Source organism: Lentzea aerocolonigenes (assembly GCF_000955955.1).
Classification (GTDB): Bacteria; Actinomycetota; Actinomycetes; order Mycobacteriales; family Pseudonocardiaceae; genus Lentzea; species Lentzea aerocolonigenes_A.
The window spans coordinates 1-19,473 of the sequence record NZ_JYJG01000341.1; the positions used below are offsets into that span (position 1 = coordinate 1).

General features: G+C 68.2%; 18 protein-coding genes. 5 read left to right on the forward strand and 13 right to left on the reverse strand.

All coding sequences use genetic code 11. The features are described 5' to 3' along the window. Nucleotides 1-56 precede the first annotated feature (56 nt). Nucleotides 57-896 carry a hypothetical protein gene (locus UK23_RS54215; protein WP_231114836.1) on the reverse strand — a complete coding sequence of 280 codons (840 nt, stop codon included), beginning with the start codon at nt 894-896 and terminating at the stop codon, nt 57-59. Next, nucleotides 893-1,756, reverse strand: coding sequence for a hypothetical protein (locus UK23_RS54220; protein WP_231114837.1), 864 nt, complete (start codon nt 1,754-1,756; stop codon nt 893-895). The genes UK23_RS54215 and UK23_RS54220 overlap by 4 nt, the downstream gene beginning before the upstream one ends. Nucleotides 1,757-1,884: 128 nt before the next feature. Here UK23_RS54220 and UK23_RS36565 point away from each other — a divergent pair, with 128 nt between their 5' ends. Beyond that, complete coding sequence (locus tag UK23_RS36565; protein ID WP_156213654.1) at nt 1,885-2,598, forward strand: hypothetical protein; 714 nt, start codon at nt 1,885-1,887, stop codon at nt 2,596-2,598. Continuing rightward, the gene (locus UK23_RS36570; RefSeq protein WP_045316336.1) at nt 2,595-4,202 is read left to right on the forward strand and encodes a serine/threonine-protein kinase; all 1,608 of its coding nucleotides are present in this window, start codon (nt 2,595-2,597) and stop codon (nt 4,200-4,202) included. Before UK23_RS36565 ends, UK23_RS36570 begins: the two co-directional genes overlap by 4 nt. Here UK23_RS36570 and UK23_RS36575 read toward each other — a convergent pair. After that, nucleotides 4,171-4,809, reverse strand: a complete 639-nt coding sequence (locus UK23_RS36575) for a TetR/AcrR family transcriptional regulator (protein ID WP_045316337.1) — start codon at nt 4,807-4,809, stop codon at nt 4,171-4,173. The two genes, UK23_RS36570 and UK23_RS36575, sit on opposite strands and share 32 nt — an antisense overlap. A gap of 38 nt (nt 4,810-4,847) precedes the next feature. On the opposite strand from UK23_RS36575, the gene UK23_RS36580 reads away from it, so the two are divergent. Then, nucleotides 4,848-5,870, forward strand: coding sequence for a hypothetical protein (locus UK23_RS36580; RefSeq protein ID WP_045316338.1), 1,023 nt, complete (start codon nt 4,848-4,850; stop codon nt 5,868-5,870). A 20-nt stretch (nt 5,871-5,890) separates the two neighbouring features. Here the strand turns inward: UK23_RS36580 and UK23_RS36585 are convergent, their stop codons facing one another. The 3 genes from UK23_RS36585 to UK23_RS36595 form a co-directional block, all read right to left on the reverse strand. Beyond that, nucleotides 5,891-7,159: a sensor histidine kinase gene (locus tag UK23_RS36585; protein WP_045316339.1), complete on the reverse strand. Its 1,269-nt coding sequence runs from the start codon at nt 7,157-7,159 to the stop codon at nt 5,891-5,893. 132 nt (nt 7,160-7,291) lie between these two features. After that, nucleotides 7,292-7,921 carry a DUF4360 domain-containing protein gene (locus UK23_RS36590; protein WP_082115271.1) on the reverse strand — a complete coding sequence of 210 codons (630 nt, stop codon included), beginning with the start codon at nt 7,919-7,921 and terminating at the stop codon, nt 7,292-7,294. Between the two features lie 73 nt (nt 7,922-7,994). Next, complete coding sequence (locus UK23_RS36595) at nt 7,995-8,624, reverse strand: DUF4360 domain-containing protein (protein ID WP_045316340.1); 630 nt, start codon at nt 8,622-8,624, stop codon at nt 7,995-7,997. Between the two features lie 194 nt (nt 8,625-8,818). Here UK23_RS36595 and UK23_RS36600 point away from each other — a divergent pair, with 194 nt between their 5' ends. After that, nucleotides 8,819-9,208: a response regulator gene (locus UK23_RS36600; RefSeq protein WP_045316341.1), complete on the forward strand. Its 390-nt coding sequence runs from the start codon at nt 8,819-8,821 to the stop codon at nt 9,206-9,208. Here the strand turns inward: UK23_RS36600 and UK23_RS49305 are convergent. Next, nucleotides 9,196-12,099 (reverse strand): substrate-binding domain-containing protein, encoded by a 2,904-nt coding sequence (locus UK23_RS49305; RefSeq protein ID WP_156213655.1) that lies wholly within the window; start codon nt 12,097-12,099, stop codon nt 9,196-9,198. The genes UK23_RS36600 and UK23_RS49305 overlap by 13 nt on opposite strands. 117 nt (nt 12,100-12,216) lie before the next feature. On the opposite strand from UK23_RS49305, the gene UK23_RS36610 reads away from it, so the two are divergent. Further along, the gene (locus UK23_RS36610; RefSeq protein ID WP_045316342.1) at nt 12,217-12,936 is read left to right on the forward strand and encodes a hypothetical protein; all 720 of its coding nucleotides are present in this window, start codon (nt 12,217-12,219) and stop codon (nt 12,934-12,936) included. On the opposite strand, the gene UK23_RS36615 is transcribed toward UK23_RS36610, so the two are convergent. From UK23_RS36615 to tal, 6 genes are read right to left on the reverse strand one after another with little or no spacing between them, the layout of a single operon-like run. Beyond that, nucleotides 12,920-13,354 carry a GNAT family N-acetyltransferase gene (locus UK23_RS36615; RefSeq protein WP_045316343.1) on the reverse strand — a complete coding sequence of 145 codons (435 nt, stop codon included), beginning with the start codon at nt 13,352-13,354 and terminating at the stop codon, nt 12,920-12,922. The genes UK23_RS36610 and UK23_RS36615 overlap by 17 nt on opposite strands. A 55-nt stretch (nt 13,355-13,409) precedes the next feature. Beyond that, nucleotides 13,410-14,189, reverse strand: coding sequence for a 6-phosphogluconolactonase (pgl, locus tag UK23_RS36620; protein ID WP_045316344.1), 780 nt, complete (start codon nt 14,187-14,189; stop codon nt 13,410-13,412). Continuing rightward, nucleotides 14,186-15,211, reverse strand: coding sequence for a glucose-6-phosphate dehydrogenase assembly protein OpcA (opcA, locus tag UK23_RS36625; RefSeq protein ID WP_045316359.1), 1,026 nt, complete (start codon nt 15,209-15,211; stop codon nt 14,186-14,188). Before opcA ends, pgl begins: the two co-directional genes overlap by 4 nt. After that, the gene (gene zwf, locus UK23_RS36630; protein ID WP_045316360.1) at nt 15,208-16,695 is read right to left on the reverse strand and encodes a glucose-6-phosphate dehydrogenase; all 1,488 of its coding nucleotides are present in this window, start codon (nt 16,693-16,695) and stop codon (nt 15,208-15,210) included. Before zwf ends, opcA begins: the two co-directional genes overlap by 4 nt. 50 nt (nt 16,696-16,745) lie before the next feature. Next, nucleotides 16,746-18,332, reverse strand: coding sequence for a glucose-6-phosphate isomerase (locus UK23_RS36635; protein ID WP_231114838.1), 1,587 nt, complete (start codon nt 18,330-18,332; stop codon nt 16,746-16,748). A gap of 25 nt (nt 18,333-18,357) precedes the next feature. Further along, on the reverse strand, nt 18,358-19,470 hold the full coding sequence (gene tal, locus UK23_RS36640; protein WP_045316346.1) for a transaldolase: 1,113 nt from the start codon (nt 19,468-19,470) through the stop codon (nt 18,358-18,360). Nucleotides 19,471-19,473 lie beyond the last annotated feature (3 nt).

Below are 19,473 nucleotides of genomic sequence, written 5' to 3' on the forward strand. Positions count from 1 at the left end.
AAGACGCCTCGGCTGCGCCGTCGGTACTGCTCGCCTACGGCGTCGCTTTGGGGCGCCTAGCGGCGCAGGGTTGTGAATTGACGGCGGAGCATTGCGGCGCCGATCAGGAGGAAGAAGAGCAGGACTACCAGGGTGCTGGTGGTGCCGCCGGAGGAGCTGGAGAGGGTCACGTCCACGTTGCCCACCAGGACGATGCCGCATTCGGCGCGGACCTTGTGCCTTCCGGGCTCGATGTTCGTGAACTTCACCGGGGACGTGAACTTGCCGTCGTTGTCGGCGGTCGCCTTGCCGACGTCCTGGCCGAGCGACTTCAGGGTGACCTGAGCGCCCTTGGGGCAGCCCGTTCCGGTCGCGGTGAGGTCTTCGCCGGGCTGGATGTTGTCCTTGTCGAGGACCAGGACGCCGTCGCCGGGGGTGGATGGCTCAGCTGACGACGAGGGAGGCTCCGACGAGGACGACGGACTGTCGGTGGTCGTGGTCGTCGGGAGAGTGGTGGTGATGGGCGGGCGCGTCGTGGTCACCGGCGGCTTCGTGGTGGCCGGTGGCTGAGTCGTGGTGGTGACCGGGGGTGGCGGGGTTACCTGGAACGTGTTGCGGGCCAGGTGGTTGCACTCGTCGTTCGCCGTGAAGACGTACGTGCCTTCCTTGGTGCCCGCTGGGATGTTCGCGGTCACCGAGCCGTTGGCCACGTATGGCGCGGTGGTCAGGACGGTGCCTGCCCAGTTGATTCGGACTGTGCCCTTGCAGCGGATGAAGCCGGTCCAGGTGAAGGTCGTGCTGGAACCCGCCGGGCCGCTGTTCGGGGTGGCGGTGACGGTGACCTGTTGTTGCGCGGTTGCCGGTGTCGCGGTCAGCAGTGCGACACCGGCAGTCAGGGCAAGGAGCAGGGGTCTCATCTGCGCAGGCCGGTGAACTGGCGGCGGAGCATCGCGGCGCCGATCAGGAGGAAGAACAGCAGGACGACCAAGGTGCTGGTGGTGCCGCCGGAGGAGCTGGAGAGGGTCACGTCCACGTTGCCGACCAGGGTGATGCCGCACTCGGCGCGGACCTTGTGGCGGCCCGGTTCGATGTTGGCGAACTTCACCGGGGACTTGAACTCGCCGTTGTCGTCGGCGGTCGTGTTGCCGACGGACTGGCCCAGTGAGGTCAGCTTGACGGTCGCGCCCTTGGGGCAGCCGGTGCCGGTTGCGGTCAGGTCGTCGCCGGGCTGGATGTTGTCCTTGTCGAGGAGCAGGACGCCGTCGCCGTAGCCGGTGAACGCGTCCGTGGAGGACGACGGGGTTGCCGTGGGCGACGACGGGGTGTCCGTGGTCGTGGTGGTGGTCACCGGGGGAGTGATGGTCGTCGTCGTGACGACCGGAGGGCGCGTCACGGGCGGGTTCGTGACCGGAGGCTGAGTCACCGGGGGCTTGGTGGGAGGCGGCTGGGTCGTGGTGGGCGGTGGCGGCACGATCACGCGCAGTCCGCTGCCCGCGCTGCCGCACTTCGTGTTCGACGACGTGGCGGTGAGCTTGTGGCTACCCGCCGTGGTGCCTGCGGGCACAGTGGCTCCGACCGAGCCGCTTGCGCTCGAGGCTGCGGTGGCGATCTGGGTGCCGTCGAGCGCGAAGCTGATGCTGACCGCGCGACACGTTGCGAAACCGCTCCAGGAGATGGTGATTTTGCCGCCCGCTGTGGCAGGCTGCGGCGCCGCCGTCACCACGGCAGGGGGCGCGGGCGTAGTCGTCTGGGCCGTTGCCGGTGTGGCGCTCAGCACCGTAACACCAGCAGCTATAGCCACGAGTAAGCCTAAAGACCGCATTCCCTCTCCCCGGGATCAGAACCTAAGGTGCGCTAGTGAGACGTCGCTTGACCGGTGCAGGTTTACTGCTGTGGTGCGGAATTATGCTGCTGCCGTCAACGGCGTCCGCACAGGACGGGTCGGTTCTGCTCGAGGCCGATGTGGACGGTAGGCCGGTTGGAGTAGGGACGCTGGTGTTGAACCCCGCGGACACGGCGCGGGTGTCCATCACGGTCCGCAACAACACGAACACCGTGCAGCGCGTGAAGACGGTCAGGATCAGCGGGACCGCGTTGGCGTTGACCTTCTTCGCCTACGACACAACGGTTCCGTTCGACGTGCCGGCCAAGTCGTCGGAGACGCGGACGTTCCCGTTGGAGCCCACGGATCTCGGGTCGCAGGCCATTGGTCTCCTTCCGGTCACGGTTGAGGCGATCGACGTGCAACGGGAGAGCATCGCGTCGGTGGAGACGACGGGCGACATCAAGGGGTCGCTGTGGTCGGTCTACGGGGCGTTCGGGTTGGGCGTGCTGGTGTTGACTGCGTTGTCGTGGGCCGGGGCGTTGATCGCGTTGGCACGGCGCAGGTTGCCGCACAACCGGTGGCAGCGGGCCATGCGGTTCCTGCCAGCCGGGATCGGGACCGGGCTGGTGGCGGTGATTTCGTTGTCAGTGCTGCGATTGGTGGCGCCGTCGCCGACCGCCGAGATCCCGTTCATCGTGGGTGCGGCGGCCGCTGCGTTGCTTCTTGGCTATGTGACGCCGCATCCCGGTGAGCAGCAACCGTCCGAAATGGATACCGTGAGGATTCAACGGTGACTTCGTCCAGCGTGGTCGCCGCCCTGCCGCAGTACGCCGTCGGCGAGCAGATCGGCGAGGGTGGGATGGGTGTCGTCTACGGCGGCGTGCACCGGCAGCTCGGGCGTCCTGTTGCCATCAAACGACTTCCGCACGCGGTGGCCGAGGATCCGCGGATGAGCGAGCGGTTCGAGCACGAGGCGCGCCTCCTCGCTCGCCTTGACCACCCGCACATCGTCCCGGTCTACGACTACGTGCGGCAGCAGGGCGAGCACCTGCTGGTGATGGAACGGCTCGACGGCGGCACGGTGTGGTCGCGGTTCTCCACGGACGGGCTCACGGCGCAGCAGTCCTGTGCGCTGGTGCTGGCCACGTTGTCCGGGCTGCACGCGGCGCACGAGGCCGGGGTACTGCACCTCGACGTGAAGCCGAAGAACTTGCTGTTCACCGCGAACGGTGTGGTGAAGGTGGCGGACTTCGGCATCTCGCAGGTGGTGTCGGAGGGTGCGACGCTCGTGACGCACGGCGGCGCGGTGCTCGGCACGCCCGCCTACATCGCTCCGGAGCAGGCGATGGGGAATCCGCTCACGCCCGCCGCGGACGTCTACGCGACCGGCACGGTGCTGTACGAACTCCTGAGCGGTGATCTGCCGTTCGAACGCGGCGGCGGGCCGATCGCGATGATCCAGAAGCGGGTGTACCAGGATCCGCGGCCGTTGCAGAACGTGCCGGAACCCCTTGCGGGCGTGGTGATGCGCAGCATCGCGCGGGAGCCGGACGCGCGGTACCGCAACGCCGAGACGTTCGCGATCGACCTCGCCGGCGCGGCCGGGCACCTGTTCGGGCCGGACTGGCTGACGCGGCTCGGGATTCCGGTGCACCTCGCGCCGCAGGTCTCGGCGTCGTCCACGCGGCCGTCGCTGCGGCCGGTGGAGCGCGACACGGTTTCGCTTACGCAGCAACCGATTCGGGCGACGCTGGTCGACCCGATCCCGGCGGCGCGGCTCAGCGGCAGCAGCACCCTCGTGCCGGCCGCCCAGGTGATCAAGCCGCCGTCGACGCCGTGGGCGTTGTGGCTGGTGGCCGCGATCGCCTTGCTGGCACTGGCGATCGTGCCGTTCGTGACGGGCGGGCAGCCTGGCAGGGTCGTCACGCAGGACCTCGCCGACCCGGTGAACGTCGAGGGCGGCAGGCTGACCGTGACGCTGGCGGGCATCCCCCTCGCGGACGTCACCGAGCGCGGGCCAGGCGGATTCGTGCTGCCGGGCGCCACCCGGTGGATCGTCGGCGGCGTCGTGACGGCGAAGACGGACGGGCCGGACGGGACGTTCGGGCTCGGTTCGAACCGGACGCCGTGGCTGAGCATCATGGGCACGGGTTCGGCGCTGCTGCTGCTCTTCACGTTCGCCTACCTGGAGTCGAACCTGCGGGCGCTGCGCAAGCGGCAGACCGGAGTGGCGGCGGTGATCGCGTCCGTGCCGCTCGGGTTCGGGTTCGGTCTGGCCGTGTGGCTCCTTGTTTCCGTGCTGCAGGAGTACGAGCCGACGCTGCCCATCGCGCTGACGTGCGGTGTGCTCGGCGCGGCGGCGGCGATCAGCGCGTCGATCGCGTCGAAGCGGCCTTGACGGCCAGTTCGAAGATGTCCGCGAGCTCCTTCGCGTACTGAGCGACGTCGGTGTCCGGCCTGGCCATGAGCTCGGCCGGCACCGCCTCCATCGCGCCGATCACCGACACCGCCATCACCCGCGGCGAGAACTCCCGCAGCTCACCGCACTCCTGGCCGGCGCGGAACACCGCTTCGATCTCGGCGAGCGTTGCGGCGCTCTGGCCCCGGTACCACTGCCGTGCGGCTTCGGCGTCTCTCGCGGCGGAGGCGATCTGGCCGATCGCGACCAGCTCGGCCGGGTGCTCGGCGCAGTAGTGCACGAAACCCTCGATCATGGCGCGCACCGTCGCGCGGTAGCTCCCGGCGCCCTCCCGCCGTGCGGTCAGTGCACGGTCCATCGAGTCGTGCACGGTCAGCATGACCTGCTTCATCAGTTCCTCGCGCTTGGCGAAGTGGTACGTGATCAGCCCGGGACTGATGCCCGCACGCCGCGCGATCTGCACGAACGACGCCTTCGCGTACCCGATCTCGGCGATCGTCCCGATCGTCGCGGCGACGATCTGACCGCGCCTGGCGTCCTCGATGAAGCTGCGTTTCTGGTCGCCCGGCCGGTTTTCTGGTTGCATGACCAGTAGCCTAGTTGAGTAACTAGCGAGGGGGAAAGATGACCGGAAAACTGCGCGGCGGAGTGTGTTACGACACGGGGGTCGTGCACACGGCCGGGGGCTCGTCGAGCCGGGTGCGGTGGAGTTCTCAGCAGCTGGAGGCCGAGATCGGCCTGCTCGCGTCCGAGCTGAACTGCCCGTCCGTCACGGTGTTCGGCAGCGATCTCGGGCGGCTCGCCGAAGCGACGGACGTGGCCCTGCGACACGGCATGGAGGTGTTCGTCGAGCCACGGCTCCTCGACCGCCCGCAGGAGGAGATCCTCGACCACATGGCAGAGGCCGCCCGCACGGCCGAGCGGAAGCGGAGCGGCGACAACGTCAAGTTCGTCACCGGCTGCGAGCACTTCCTGTTCACGCCCGGCATCCTGCCCGGTGACACGTTCATGGAGCGGATCGCGGCCGTCGGGACGATCCCGAAGTCCGAGTGGGAGCAGATCGCCCGGCGGTTCCGCGAGTTCATCGTGCGGGCCGTCGAGGTCACCCGCCGCGAGTTCCACGGCCGCATCACCTACGCCGCGGTCGCGGGTGCCGACGCGTTGTGGAACGACTGGTCGTTGTTCGACATCGTCGGCCTCGACCACTACCAGTACTTCGAGACCGATGCCGAGTACACGGCCGACCTCGAGCAGTACCGGCACTGGGGCAAGCCGATCATGATCCTGGAGTACGGCTGCTGCACGTTCACCGGCGCTGCACGGGCGGGTGGCAGGGGCTGGGAGATCATCGACGTCCAGGCCGACCCGCCTGCGGTCGAGCCGGGCCACCAGCGCGACGAACGTGAGCAGGCGGACCACATCGCCCGGATGCTCCGGGTGTTCGGCGCGGAGCAGCTGATGGGCTCACACCTGTACACGGTCATCGCGCCGGGCCTGCCGCACAATCCCACGAACCCTGGCCGCGACCTGGACATGGGCTCGTACAGCCTGTTGCGCACGATCCGGGAGCGGTTCGACGACGAGGATTCGCCGTACCGGCTGGAGCCCAAGCAGTCCTACTACGCCTTCCAGAAGCACAACTGCTAGCCGGTGTTCTGTTCGGTGTTCTATTCAGGGACCGTCCGCTGCTTCGGGAACGACGCCGACACGAGGAAGCCGCCCTCCTCGGTCGGTCCCGCGGAGAACTGGCCACCGAGCAACGTGGCCCGTTCGCGCAGCCCGACGAGACCGTGCCCGCCGCTCGGCAGCGAGGACGACGGGCTGGACGGCGGGGTGTTGCGCACCTCGACCAGGACGTCGCCTCCAGCGTCGTCCACAGCCTCGCCGGCGTCGATCAGCACGGTCGCCGACGCCCCGACGGCGTGCTTGCGGATGTTGGTCAGGGCCTCCTGCACCGTCCGGTACACCGCGCCGGACACCGGTGCGGCGAGGTCTTCCACCGCGCCCTTGACCTGCACGGACACCTCGAAACCGGCGTCGGCGGCCAGTTCGGGCAGCTCGTCCAGGCTCGGCTGGCTGTCGTCGGTGGTGCGCAGGACGGACACGAGCTGACGGAGTTCGTCGAGAGTGCGCGTCGACAACATGCGGATGGTGCCGGCGACCTGTTTGTGCTCGGCGTTGGCCAAGGCCATGCGCAGCGCACCGGCCTGCATCGCGATGAGGCTGACCTGGTGCGAGACGACGTCGTGCATCTCGCGGGCGAGCTTTGCCCGTTCGTCCGCGCGGATGGCGTGCGCGTGCAGCACACGTTCTCTCTCACGGGACTCGGCGAGTTCGACGATGCGGTTGGAGAGTTCCTGCCGTGCGTGCGCCATCAGCGCGAGAGCGATCGGAAGGCCGGCCGTGAGGAAGCCGGAGATCGCGGAGGCGAAGTGCCCGTACGCCGACCGGTCGAAGAATTCCGACGGCGGCCAGGCCATGAACCTGCTCAGCCACACCAGAACGCCGACGACAATGGTTTGCCACGACGAGATGTATCGGCGGGCGACCGTGTACAGCGCGATCATCGCCGCCAGCTGTGCGAAGCCGGTGAAGAAGCCCGGAATGGTCAGCAGGGCGACGACGAGCGGGAAGCGGCGGCGGCCTATCAGCACGCCTGCGGAGATCCACGACAGCCACTCGGAGTGCAACGGCACCTCGGGCATGCCCTCGGGTTCGGCCTTGACCCACCGCAGCCGCAACCACGCGTCGAGCAGGGCGATCAGCACGAGCCCTACGTCGAGCAGGATCATGCGGTAGTCGCCTCGCCGCGACTTGCGAGAGCCGGCCTCGGCGTCCGCCGTGCGCCGTGCCGGAAGCAGCGTGGTGGTCAGGATCCGGCCTCCCCTGTCAGGCGTTCGGTCCTCACCGTACTGCGTGTATGCCGCGGTTGGCATTGGCTGCCCCTTCACCCCGACCCGACCCGTCAGGGGGTAAGACGCCGTTCGTCGCGGATTGGTACGGCGCGCCCCTCAGGTATGTGCTACCGCACACGCCTCGGTGGGCGCGTGCGGTAGCCACGGCACTACTTACGGGCACGTCTTCCAGGCGAAGTGGTAGGTCGTTTCGAGGTTGCCGTCGGTCGAGTCCATCGTCATGAAGCTCGTCGTCGTGGCGGTGTTGGACGAGCCGGCGTAGACGCGGAGCTCGGTGTTGATGTTGAAGTTCCGCTTCTCGCCACAGGGGGAGTAGACGATCGCGGCCACTTCGGTCGTGTCGGTGGCCTGCCAGTCGTCACTGACGGGGCCGTTGTACCGGTGGGAGAGGGACTCCGTCTGCGACATGCCCTGGAAGTAGTAGTTGGCCTTCTCGATGGCGTACGCGCCGCGTTCCAGGTGTGCGAAGCCCCGGTAGTCGGCCTGGGCGATGCCGTAGGTGAAGCCCTGCGGCACGTTGACTCTCAGGTTGAGCTGGCAGTTCTTGCGCAGGTCGGTCGGCTTGGCACCGACGCCGACCTGGGCCAGGTAGTCGCTGTAGGTGACCGTGAAGGCCTTGTTGTCCTCGGAGACCGCGACGGCCGCAGTGCCCGCGGGACAGCCCGAGCCGTTGATCGTGACGATGTCGATCGTGATGTGGTCGGGCGGCGGCGTCTCGTTCGGCGCGCCGGGCGGGATGATGATGGACGAGGCCAGCAGGGCAGCGGCAACCGCGTTGAGCATGGGACACCTTTCCAACGCAACTCGCAGGGTGGGGGTGGCGGCGGTTGAGAGGGGGCGGCGGCCTGGTGGAAAATCAGCAACGCTTCCACGAGAAGTGGTGCAGGGTGCGCACTTCTCCGCGCTGGTAGTCCATCGTCATGAAACTGTTTGTATTGGCATCGGAAGAGCTCTTGTCAACGCGCAGTGCGCTGTTGACGTTGAGATTCCTCTTCTCGCCGCACGGAGCCCAGACGATCTCCGAGAACTCGGTCCGGTGAGTGATCGACCAGTTGTCGTCGAACGGCCCGTTGAAGGTGTGCTTCCACGTGGTGGTGGCCGATTGTCCCTGGAAGTAGTAATTCACCGACTGGTAGCCGATCGCGCCGCGCTCGAGGTGTCCGAAGCCCGCGTAGGTTGCTTCCGCGATGCCGTAGGTGAAGCCTTGAGGGGTGTTCACCTGCAGGGTGAGCTGGCAGTTCTTGCGGAAGTCGGTCGCACCGGCACCTTTGCCCGCCTGGGCGAGGTAGTCGCTGTAGATCACCCAGAACGAGGTGTTGTCCGGCGAGACGATCACTTCGGCGGTGCCTTGCTTGCACCCGGAACCGTTCACCGTCACGACATCGATGGTCACCCGCTCCGAAGGAATCGACTCAGCGGCTTGTGCGGGTGCGGACGACAATGTGAACAGCACGGCCAGAGCGGCTGCTGCCGTCGCTTTACGCATGAAGTTGGCCTTTCCTGGTGCCTCTTTCTCAGCGTGGAGCGGCAGCGGTGTCGCGAAGGTTAGCGCAGACCCTCAACCAATGATGTGATCCAAATGGCCCATGTCACACTGATGGAGCAGTTCGTGAAGAATTACCAAGAATTGTTGACGACCTGGTGCTGAGGGAACCAATAGTTTCCGGCATACTGACGCGCATGTCGCAAGCCGGACTGGTGCTCGTGGTCGAGGACGAGGACCCCGTGCGGAGGTACACCGTCAGCCTGCTCGAGGAGCTCGGTTACACAGTCCTGCAGGCCAGCGACGGTTCCGAGGCGATCGCGGTGCTGCGCGAACGCAGCGCGGAGATCAGCGCGATGCTGCTCGACCACAGCATGCCGGGGTTGTCCGGCGGCGAGGTGCTGGCGCAGCTCGAGAGCGAGGGCTTGAAGGTGCCCGTCGTGCTGACCAGTGGCCACGACCGAACATCACTGGAGCGCCGGTTCGCCGGGCACGACATCGCGGGGTACCTGCAGAAGCCGTTCCGCGTCGAGATGCTCGACGAGACCGTGCGCGCTGCCGTGGCACGCCGGGCTCAGGCGTCCTGAGCCAGTACTTCTCGCACCTTTTCGAGCAACTCCGACTCCACGTACGGCTTGGTGATCAGCACCTCGTCGTCGAGGACCTCGTCGGTCGTGTAGCCGGACATGTAGATCACGGCGGGTGCCGCTCCTGCTGATCTGAGCAGCCTGACCAGCTCCGGGCCGCCCATCTTCGGCATCACGACGTCGGTCAGCACCAGGTCGATCGTGCTGCGGTGGGCGGTGGCGAGCTGCAGCGCCTCCTGGCCGTCGCTCGCCTCGATGACCTGGTAGCCGGCCGTTTCGAGGGATCGCCGGGTCATGAGCCGGACTTGGGCGTCGTCTTCCACGAGGAGCACGGTGCCCGCTCCTTGGTGCGTGGTGGTCCTGCGCGCGCACGGTGCTTCGGGCGTGCCATCGCGTTCGTGCGGCACCGGCAGGTAGACCTCGATGGTCGTGCCCCTGCCGGGTGCGCTGATCAGCTCGATCTGGCCGCCGGACTGCTGCACGATGCCGAACACCGTGGACAGGCCCAGACCCGTGCCCTTGCCGACCGGTTTGGTGGTGAAGTACGGCTCGAACACCTGCGCCTGCACGTCCGGCGCCATACCAGCGCCGGTGTCCTGGACGCGCATCACGACGTACGCGCCGGGGCGGACGCCGACGATCCGGCCGGTGTCGCCGAGGCCGAGCGTGGCGTCCTCGACGGCGATGGTGAGCCTGCCGCCGTCGGGCATCGCGTCGCGGGAGTTGACCGCGAGGTTGAACAGGATCTGCTCGACCTGGCCCGCGTCGGCCCACACCCTGGCGACGTCGTCGGGGAGGTGCATGTCCAGTTCGATGTGGTCGCCGACGAGCGTGCGCAGCATCGACTGGACCTTGGTGAGGTTCTGCTTGAGGTCGAGCGACTCCGGGTGCAGAACCTGCTGGCGGGTGAACGCGAGCAGCTGCCTGGTGAGGTTCGCCGCCCGTTCGCCGGCGTGCTTGATGTCCTCGATCGCCGTGCGGCGGGGGTCGTCGTCGAGGGTGCGTCGCAGCAGCATCTCGCTGTTGCCGTTGACGACCGTGAGGATGTTGTTGAAGTCGTGCGCGATGCCACCGGTCAACCGGCCGATGGCTTCCATCTTCTGTGCGTGCCTCAGTTGTGCTTCGGTCTCGCCGACGCGTTCTTCGAGCCGTGCGCGCGCGTCTTTCAGTTCCTGCATGAGACGGATACCTCGCAGTGCGCTGCTGAGCTGCTGCTGCACGGCTTCGTAGATCCAGCCGGGTTCCGGGCCCTGCTCGAAGATCACGTACCCGAGGTGGTCCTCGTCGGTGTAGAGAGGCGCGCACAGAGCGCTGAAGGGTTGGTTTCTCCTGAACGGGTACGGCGTCAGGTTGATGGCGGGGAACGGGCTCGTGGGGTGCTCCTTGAGCTGACCGTCTTCGTACCGCACGAGCACGCGCGCCGTGCCCGCGGTGTCGTACGCCATGACGTGGCAGCCGGGGAGTCCGAGCCGGGGGAGTTCTTCGGTGAGGGCGTTCGTCAGCTCGTCGACGTCCCTCGACGCGATGAGCCGCTGACCCGCTTCGCGCACCGTCTGGTCGTGGCGCTCGTGCGACAGGTACTTGAACCGCGCGTCCGTGGCGAACGCATCGCCGACGAGAAGCTGCACGCGCAACCACAGGTCGTTGATGAGCGTGGCGTCGCTGATCCGTGCCGTCACGAACCGATGGAGGTCGAACAGCGGTGGCCACCAACGTTCCGGTTCGCACCCGGCGCGCGCACTCGCCCTGATGTACGCGGCGAGCAGCCTGAGGAACTCGGCGCCTTCCACTTCTCCTCGGCCGGCGGCCATCAGTTCGACGATCAGCTGCTCGGCCCAGCCGTCCGGGAGCTTGGCCTGCAGTGGCCCGAGCGAGCCGCGCAGGTGGTCCGCGACCGTGGCCGCCGTGGCCGACTCGGAGATGTTCAGCCGTCCGTGCGCCGGGGTGTGGTCGCCGAGGCCCGAGGGCAGGCAGCCGCACGACCTTCTGACGATCAGCTCGGTCGGCATGGTCTGTTCGGGTTGCGTGGGTTCGCCGTTGACCAGCGCCAGCGCGAGTTCCGCCGCCCGGAAGCCCATCTCGTGGAACGGCGCCCTGACCGTGGTGAACGCGGGCGTCGCCGCGTCGATGTTGACCTCGCGGTGCACCCGGTCCGGCGGCCCCTGGCCCGTGGCGGTGACGTAGCCGAGGTCGTGCGTGCGGACGTTGGTGTGGTTGTCGTAGCCGACGACCGCGACGTCCTCCGGCGTGCGGAAGCCCAGCTCCTCCAGCGCGGACACGACACCGATGGCGTAGTCGTCGTTCGCGGCGGCGATCGCGTCCGGCGGCTCTTCGAGGCTGGCGATCATCTTCCGCACCGCGTCGGCCGCGCCGCTCGGTTCCCAGATGAACGAGCCCGGCATGGTGATCAGCTCGGGGTCGAAGGTGAGGCCGTGCTTGCGCAGCGAGTCCAGGTACCCCTGGTACCGCTCCTGCGCGCCCGCATGCGTTTGCGGACCCCTGACGAACGCGATCCTCCGCTTGCCGTGCACCTCGATCAGGTGATCAACGGCCTGCTTCATGCCGTCCTGGTTGTCCATGAGGATGGTCGGCCACTGCGCGAGGGAGGTCTCCACACTCACGATCGGCATCGGCGCGTACCGCTTCACGTACTCCTGCATGCCCTCGGAGCCGATGAGCTGCCCCACGCGCGTAGTCCACACCACGAGCGCATCGATGCGATTGGGCGAGATGAGGTCGTAAACCGTGTTGGCACGCCGCTTGTGCGGGTCCGGGTGATCCAGCTCGGAGCCGACGAAGCACAGCAGGTCACAGCCGAGGTGCAAGGCCCCGTCGCTGACACCGCGCCACTGCTCGCCCGCGAGCTCGATGAGCGGGCCAGCGGTGATCATCCCGATGGTGGGACGTCGCTTCGGACTGCCGTTCGCCACAAAACCCCCGCTACTCAACGCGATTCGGGATGATACGCGTTGTCGGGGGGAATGCCTGCCGTGTTACCAGGGGGATTGGTGAACACATTTCTGGACGGCCTCGCTTGCAACCCCGCCCTGCCGCGCTCTTTGGTCTCCCGCTTGGTGGGCTTGGCGGACGGGGTGCTGGCCCTTTCGCTCGCCCGCCGGTCCGACCTCTCCGCTGCTGATGTTCAGGCCTTGATGGCTTTGGGCGATCCGGACGTCGTGGCCGCGCTGCTGGAATCGGGCTGGGTGCGGCCTTCGTCGGTGCCGGTCACCGATGTCTGGATGGCGCTGGTGGTGGCCGAGCACCCGGATGCCCCTCCGGAGCTGGTGCGGTGGCTGGCCGCCCATCCCGACCCGGTAGTTCGCGCGCGGGTTGCGCGCCTGCCCCGTTTTCTGAGGCCTTCTCCGAGGGGCGAGCCCGCCCCCGCGCTGACCGCCGCGGAGATCCGGGTGCTGGTGTCCGAGCAGGGGCCGTCGTTGAGCGCCGCCCGCAGTCCGGATTGCCCGCCCGACCTGTTGCACCTCATGGCCGAAACGGCTGAGGAGCCGGAGGTGCTTCGGGCGATCGCGCGGCATCCGCACGCTTCTGGTGAGACGCTGTTGCTGTGCTTGGGGGATGCTCAGGCGCGGCATCTCGCGGCCGCTCATCCTCACTTGCCGGTGCCGATGATCCTGAAGCTGCTCGGCAGTGAGTTCACCGCGGGTCCGGCAGCGTCGAACCCGTCGCTGCCGGTCGAGGTCATGGAAGAACTGCTCAACTCCACCACTTGATCAGATTGGTCTGCTCCTTGCGCAGCTCGTACCCGTTGGCCGCGTAGAACTTCCGCGCGTCCACCCGGTTGTGCCCGGTCACCAGCCGCACCCCGCAGGCACCGTCGGCCCGCGCCCACTCCTCGCCCGCTTGCAGCAGGAGCTTCCCGACGCCTCGGCGCTGGTGCTGGGGTGCGATGGCGAGCGTGATGAGGTTCTTCAGCGGCGGGTAGTAGGTGTTCTCGTAGTCGCTGAGCTGGATGTAGCCGAGCACGTCGGCGCCGTCGACCGCCACGAGCAGCGCGATGTTGGGCGCCTTGAGGATGCGCGACACCTGGGCGGTGGTGGAGTCCACCGGGAAGTCGTAGCCCAGGGCGGCGCGGTTGATGTCGCAAATGGACGGAGCGTCGGACAGCTCCGCCGGGCGTACCGAAATCATGTTGTCCCCCAACGAAAACGGCCCCTCAGGCAAGGCCTGAGGGGCCGAAGAAGCGTCAAGCCAGCGGTGGCTTGAACAAAGCCGGCACCTTCGACGCGGCCGCCGTGTCCAGCAGCCACAACGTACGGCGACGGCCGGTGGCACCCGCGGCCGGCAGCTGCACCTCGCCCGTCCCGGTCAGCGCCATCGCCACCGCGGCGGCCTTGCCCTCACCGGTCGTCATCAGCCACACCTCCTGGGCGCAGCGCACCGACGACAACGTCAGCGAAACGCGCGTCGGCGGGGGCTTCGGGCAGTTGCGGACCGCCACGACGGTGCGCTCCTTCTCATACACAGCAGGAGAAGCGGGGAAGACCGAGGCCACGTGGCCCTCCTCGCCGACGCCCAGCATGCAGACGTCGAAGGAAGGCACGTCGCCGTGATCCTCAGGGCGTGACACCGAGGCCAGCAGGTCCGCGTAGGCCGAGGCAGCGGCTTCCGGGTCGTCGCCGAACTTGCCGTCCGACGGTTCCATCACGTGCACACGCGAGGGATCCAGGGCGACGTGGTCCAGCAGAGCCGCGCGGGCCTGGGTCTCGTTGCGTTCCGGATGGCCAGAGGGCAGGAAGCGCTCGTCGCCCCAGTACAGGTCGACGCGGGACCAGTCCACGGCGTCGCGGGCGCCGTTGCGGTTCAGGTGTTCCAGGACGGCGGTGCCGGTGCGGCCGCCGGTGAGCACGACCGACGCGTAGCCGCGGGCGGCTTGGGCGTCGACCATGCGCGTCACCAGGCGGGCCGCCGCGGCGGCGGCCAGCAGGTCGCCGTCGCGGTGGACCACCACTTGCGGATTGCTCACGAACTCGCCTTCGCCTTGGACTTCTTCGGGGCAGCAGTCTTGCCGTTCGAAGCGGACTCCTCGGCAGCCGTAGCTTCCTCGGAGGGCTTCGCGGAAGGCGTGCGGCCCTTGGCGACCTTCGACAGCGACTTCAGGGCCGCCGCGTAGACCTCGTCCGGGTCGAGCCGGCGCAGTTCCTCGGCCAGGCAGTCGCGGATCGAACGGCGCTGCAACGCCACCCGGCGCGACGGCTGGCCGGGCTGCGACAGCGTGCCCACCTTGCCGTCCGGGCGCAGCAGGTCGACGGCACCGGACGCGCGGTCCAGCGTGACCTGCACGATGCCCTCGCCCGAGGTCGCCTTGAAGCGCTTGGCCGGCACCTTCAGCTTGTCCGTCAGCCACGCGGCCAGCAGGTCGGTGGACGGCGAGTCGGCCTCACCGGTCACCTCGGCGTCAACGATCTTCTCGTAAGGCGGCAGGTCCAAGGACGCGGCGAGCATGGCGCGCCACAACGTCAGACGCGTCCAGGCCAGGTCCGTGTCGCCGGGCGCGTAGTGCGCACGACGTGCCTCCAGGGCCTTGATCGGGTTCTTCTCGGCGGCGGCGTCGGTGATGCGGCGCTGGGCGAGCTGACCGATCGGGTCCTTCGACGGGGCAACGGGTGCGTCGAACGGCCACCACGCCACGACCGGGGTGTCCGGCAGCAGCAACGGCATGACGCAGGACGCGCCTTCCTTGGCCAGTTCGCCGTACAGACGCAGCACCACGACCTCGGACGCACCCGCGTCACCGCCCACGCGGATCTGCGCGTCCAGCCGGGGAGCGGCCTGACGAGCACCGCGCGCCACGACGATCACGCGACAGGGGTGCTCGCGCGAGGCGTCGTTGGCCGCGTCGATCGCGGCGTCGGTGCGCTGGCCGTCCTCGGTCACGATCACGAGGGTCAGCACGCGACCGAGGGTCGTCGCACCGCCTTCGTCACGAAGACGCACCAGCCGCGAGTTGATCTGGGACGTGGTGGTCGAGGGCAGGTCGATGATCACGGACGCCTCCAGTGCCTTCCGGTCCGAGCCGTCATCGCGTCCGCCGACGGCGGCCCCCACGTACCGGCCTTGTACTTCTCAAGTGCGGGTTCGTCCTTGCGCGCCCAGAAGTCCAGAATCGGGTCGAGGATCTCCCAGGAGAGCTCGACCTCGTCGTTCTTCGGGAACAGCGACGGCTCACCGAGCAGCACGTCCAGCAGCAGCCGCTCGTAGGCCTCCGGCGACGACTCGGTGAACGAGTGGCCGTAGCCGAAGTCCATCGTGACGTCGCGGACCTCCATCGTGTTGCCCGGCACCTTCGAGCCGAACCGGATGGTGACGCCTTCGTCGGGCTGCACCCGGACCACCAGAGCGTTCTGGCCGAGCTCTTCGGTGGCGGTGTCGTCGAACGGCAGGTGCGGCGCCCGCTTGAACACCACGGCCACCTCGGTGACGCGACGCCCGAGACGCTTGCCGGTGCGCAGGAAGAACGGCACCCCGGCCCAGCGACGCGTGTTGATCTCGCAGGTGATCGCGCCGAACGTCTCGGTCTTCGAGTCGGGCGAGAAACCGCCCTCCTCCAGCAGACCGGGCACCTTCTGGCCGCCCTGCCAGCCACCGGTGTAGACGCCGCGCGAGGTCGTCTCCTCGAACGGCTCCGCGGGACGCGTCGCCGAGAGGATCTTGACCTTCTCCGCGCGGAGATCGGCCGGCTTGAACGAGACCGGCTCCTCCATCGCGATCAGCGCGAGCAGCTGCAGCAGGTGGTTCTGGATGACGTCGCGCGTCGCACCGATGCCGTCGTAGTACCCGGCACGGCCACCGAGGCCGATGTCCTCGGCCATGGTGATCTGCACGTGGTCGACGTAGTTCGAGTTCCAGATGGGTTCGTACAGCTGGTTCGCGAACCGCAGCGCCAGGATGTTCTGCACGGTCTCCTTGCCGAGGTAGTGGTCGATGCGGAACACCGACTCCTCGGGGAAGACCTCGTTGACCGTCTTGTTCAGCTCCTTGGCCGACTTCAGGTCGTGGCCGAACGGCTTCTCGATGACCACACGACGCCACTGGTCCGGAGCCGTCTGGGCGAGACCCGCGCGCTTGAGCTGGTTGACCACCGTCGGGAACGCGCCCGGCGGGATCGACAGGTAGAACGCGTGGTTGCCGCCCGTGCCGCGCTCGGCGTCCAGCGCGGCCAGACAAGAAGCGAGGTTGTCGAACGACTGGTCGTCGTCGAACGTGCCCTGGACGAACCGGATGCCCTCGGCGAGCTGCTGCCACACGGCCTCGTTGAACGGCGTGCGGGCGTGCTCGCGGACCGCGTCGTGCACGACCTGCATGAAGTCCTGGTCGGCCCAGTCACGGCGGGCGAAGCCGACGAGACCGAAGCCCGGCGGCAGCAGACCCCGGTTCGCGAGGTCGTAGATGGCGGGCATCAGCTTCTTGCGCGACAGGTCACCGGTCACGCCGAAGATGACCAGCGCGCTCGGGCCGGCGATGCGCGGCATGCGCTTGTCCGCCGCGTCCCGCAGCGGGTTGCGCCACTTGTCGGATGCGGTCACGAACCGTCCTCCTGGACTGCCTCGACGAGCTGGGCCAGACCTGCGATGCGGTCTTCGAGGTGAAGCCGCAGAACCGGCCGACCGTGTTCGACCAGCACCTGACCGTCGCCGAGCGCCTGCGCGAGCTGCAGCTGCGCGAGCGTGTAGGGACGGCCGGGCACCTCCAGGTCGTCACCGGACTCGCCGGTGATCTGGATGAACACGCCGTTCTGGTGACCGCCCTTGTGGTACTGGCCGGTCGAGTGCAGGAAGCGCGGACCCCAGCCGAACGTGGTCTGCAGGTGCGTCCTCTTCGCGATCTCCGCGCGGAGCAGCTCGAACGACGCGTCGTCGATCCTGTCCAAGTACGCCTGAACCGAGATGTAGCCGTGGTCGGGCGCCACTTCAACCAGCGCCGCAAGCGCTTCCGCGACGGTGTTGACCTTCCGCTGCGCCCAGCCGGTGCCGTGACCCTCGACCGGTCCGTCCACAAAGGACGGCGTCGAAGCCGCGACAGCCGGCGCGTCCAGCAGCGCGCGGGAGGCCTTCTTCGCGGCCTCCACGTCCGGCTGGTCGAACGGGTTGATGCCGAGCACCCGGCCGACGAGCGCGGTCGCGTACTCCCACAGCAGGAACTGCGCGCCGAGCTTGCCCTCGACCGCGAGGTGCGCCGAGCCGGTGGCCGGTCCGATCGCGACGGTCGTGGCATCCGAACGCGCGTCCACGAAACCAGGAGCGCCGGGACCCTCGACGACGACCGGCAGCAGGCCGGTGCCGTGCTTGCCGGTCGACTCGGCGATCAGCTGCTCCGCCCAGTCACCGAACCCGACGATGCCGGAACCGGTGTCGGCGAACACGATCTTCTCGGCGCCGTGCGCGTGCGCGGCACCGAAGACCGCGGCCAGCACGACGGCGGGGTTGTCGACCGAGTCCTCGGCGAGGACCTTGGCCTCCTCGGCCGCCTCGTCCAGCAGCGCCTCGACGTTCGCGCCGGCCAGGTACGAGGGCACCAGGCCGAACGCGGTCAGCGCCGAGTAACGGCCACCGACGTGCGGGTCGGCCAGGAACACCTTGCGGTAGCCCGCGGCCTCCGACGCCTGCTGCAACGGCGAACCGGGGTCGGTGACCACGACGATGCGCGACGCGGCGTCGATGCCCGCGTCGGTGAAAGCCTTCTCGAAGATGCGCCGGTGGCTGTCGGTCTCGACCGTGCCACCGGACTTGGACGACACCACGATCACCGTGCGCTCGAGGTCACCGGCGAGAGCGTCGGCGACCTGGGCGGGATCGGTGGTGTCCAGCACGACCAGCGGGACGCCCGCGGTCCGCGTGATCACCTCGGGGGCCAGCGACGAGCCGCCCATTCCGGCGAGCACGACGCGGTCGACGCCCTCGGCGTGCAGTTCTTCGCGCAGCGCGACGAGTTCGGGGAGCAGTGAACGGGACGTCTCGTGCAACGTCGTCCACGAGAGGCGGATGCTCGCCTCGGACTCGGCTTCCGGCCCCCACAGGGTCGGGTCCTGCGCGGTCAGCTTGCTCGGCACCGAATCCGCGACCAGGTCAGCAGCGATGATGCTGACCTGGTCGGCGTTCGGTGACCTCACGATTTCGACGGAGGTCACTTCGTGATCAGCCCTTCAGTTGAGCCAGTTGGTTCGTCACCGTCTCGAGCAACTCTTCCCAGGACTTCTCGAACTTCTCGACGCCCTCGGTCTCCAGGACCACGAACACGTCCTGCAGGTCGATTCCCACGGCGGCGAGCTGGTCGAACACCTCCTGGCCCTCAGCGGCGCGTCCGGTGACCGTGTCACCGACGATCTTGCCCCCGTCGGCCACGGCGTGCAGCGTCTTCTCCGGCATCGTGTTCACGACGTCGTTCACGACGAGCTGGTCGACGTAGAGGGTGGGGGAGTAGCTGGGGTCCTTCACGCCGGTCGACGCCCACAGCGGACGCTGCGCGTTGGCACCGTCGGCCTTGAGCGCTTCCCAGCGGGAGCCCTGGAACGTCTTCTCGAACGCGCCGTAGGCGATCCACGCGTTGGCCACAGCAGCCTTGCCGCGCAACGCCTTCGCCTCGTCCGAGCCGATCTTGTCGAGACGCTTGTCGATCTCGGTGTCCACGCGGGACACGAAGAACGAGGCGACCGAGTGGATCGAGCGCAGGTCGTGGCCGTTGGCCTTGGCCTGCTCGAGGCCGTCCAGGTAGGCCTCCATGACCTTCTGGTAGCGCTCGACGGAGAAGATCAGCGTCACGTTGACGGAGATGCCCTCGGCGATCGTCTTGGTGATCGCCGGCAGGCCCGCCTCGGTGGCCGGGATCTTCACCAGCAGGTTCGGCCGGTCCACGGTCTTCCACAGGTCCTGCGCCTCGGCCACGGTCTTGTCCGTGTCGAACGCCAGGCGCGGGTCGACCTCGATGGAGACGCGGCCGTCCACCCCGTTGGTCGAGTTGTAGATGTCGCGGAACTTGTCGCACGCGTTGCGCACGTCCGTCGTGGTGACCTCGCGGATGGTCGCCTCGGTGTCGGCACCCCGGTTGGCGAGCTCGCGGACCTGCTCGTCGTAGGACTCGCCCTTCGACAGCGCGCCCGCGAAGATCGTCGGGTTCGTCGTGACACCGACGACGTTCCAGTCGCGGATCAGCTCGTCCAGGTTGCCGCTGGTGAGCCGTTCACGGGACAGGTCGTCGAGCCAGATCGAGACTCCGGCACCGGACAGGGCGTCGAGATGCGGCTTGCTCACTGA

What these genes read in the sequence shown, in the direction of transcription:
- UK23_RS54215 (WP_231114836.1), bottom strand. Translation starts at nt 896, where the DNA reads ATGAGACCCCTGCTCCTTGCCCTGACTGCCGGTGTCGCACTGCTGACC.
- UK23_RS36565 (WP_156213654.1), top strand. Translation starts at nt 1,885, where the DNA reads ATGCTGCTGCCGTCAACGGCGTCCGCACAGGACGGGTCGGTTCTGCTC.
- UK23_RS36575 (WP_045316337.1), bottom strand. Translation starts at nt 4,809, where the DNA reads ATGCAACCAGAAAACCGGCCGGGCGACCAGAAACGCAGCTTCATCGAG.
- UK23_RS36580 (WP_045316338.1), top strand. Translation starts at nt 4,848, where the DNA reads ATGACCGGAAAACTGCGCGGCGGAGTGTGTTACGACACGGGGGTCGTG.
- UK23_RS36585 (WP_045316339.1), bottom strand. Translation starts at nt 7,159, where the DNA reads ATGCCAACCGCGGCATACACGCAGTACGGTGAGGACCGAACGCCTGAC.
- UK23_RS36590 (WP_082115271.1), bottom strand. Translation starts at nt 7,921, where the DNA reads ATGCTCAACGCGGTTGCCGCTGCCCTGCTGGCCTCGTCCATCATCATC.
- UK23_RS36595 (WP_045316340.1), bottom strand. Translation starts at nt 8,624, where the DNA reads ATGCGTAAAGCGACGGCAGCAGCCGCTCTGGCCGTGCTGTTCACATTG.
- UK23_RS36600 (WP_045316341.1), top strand. Translation starts at nt 8,819, where the DNA reads ATGTCGCAAGCCGGACTGGTGCTCGTGGTCGAGGACGAGGACCCCGTG.
- UK23_RS49305 (WP_156213655.1), bottom strand. Translation starts at nt 12,099, where the DNA reads ATGATCACCGCTGGCCCGCTCATCGAGCTCGCGGGCGAGCAGTGGCGC.
- UK23_RS36615 (WP_045316343.1), bottom strand. Translation starts at nt 13,354, where the DNA reads ATGATTTCGGTACGCCCGGCGGAGCTGTCCGACGCTCCGTCCATTTGC.
- zwf (WP_045316360.1), bottom strand. Translation starts at nt 16,695, where the DNA reads ATGCCGCGCATCGCCGGCCCGAGCGCGCTGGTCATCTTCGGCGTGACC.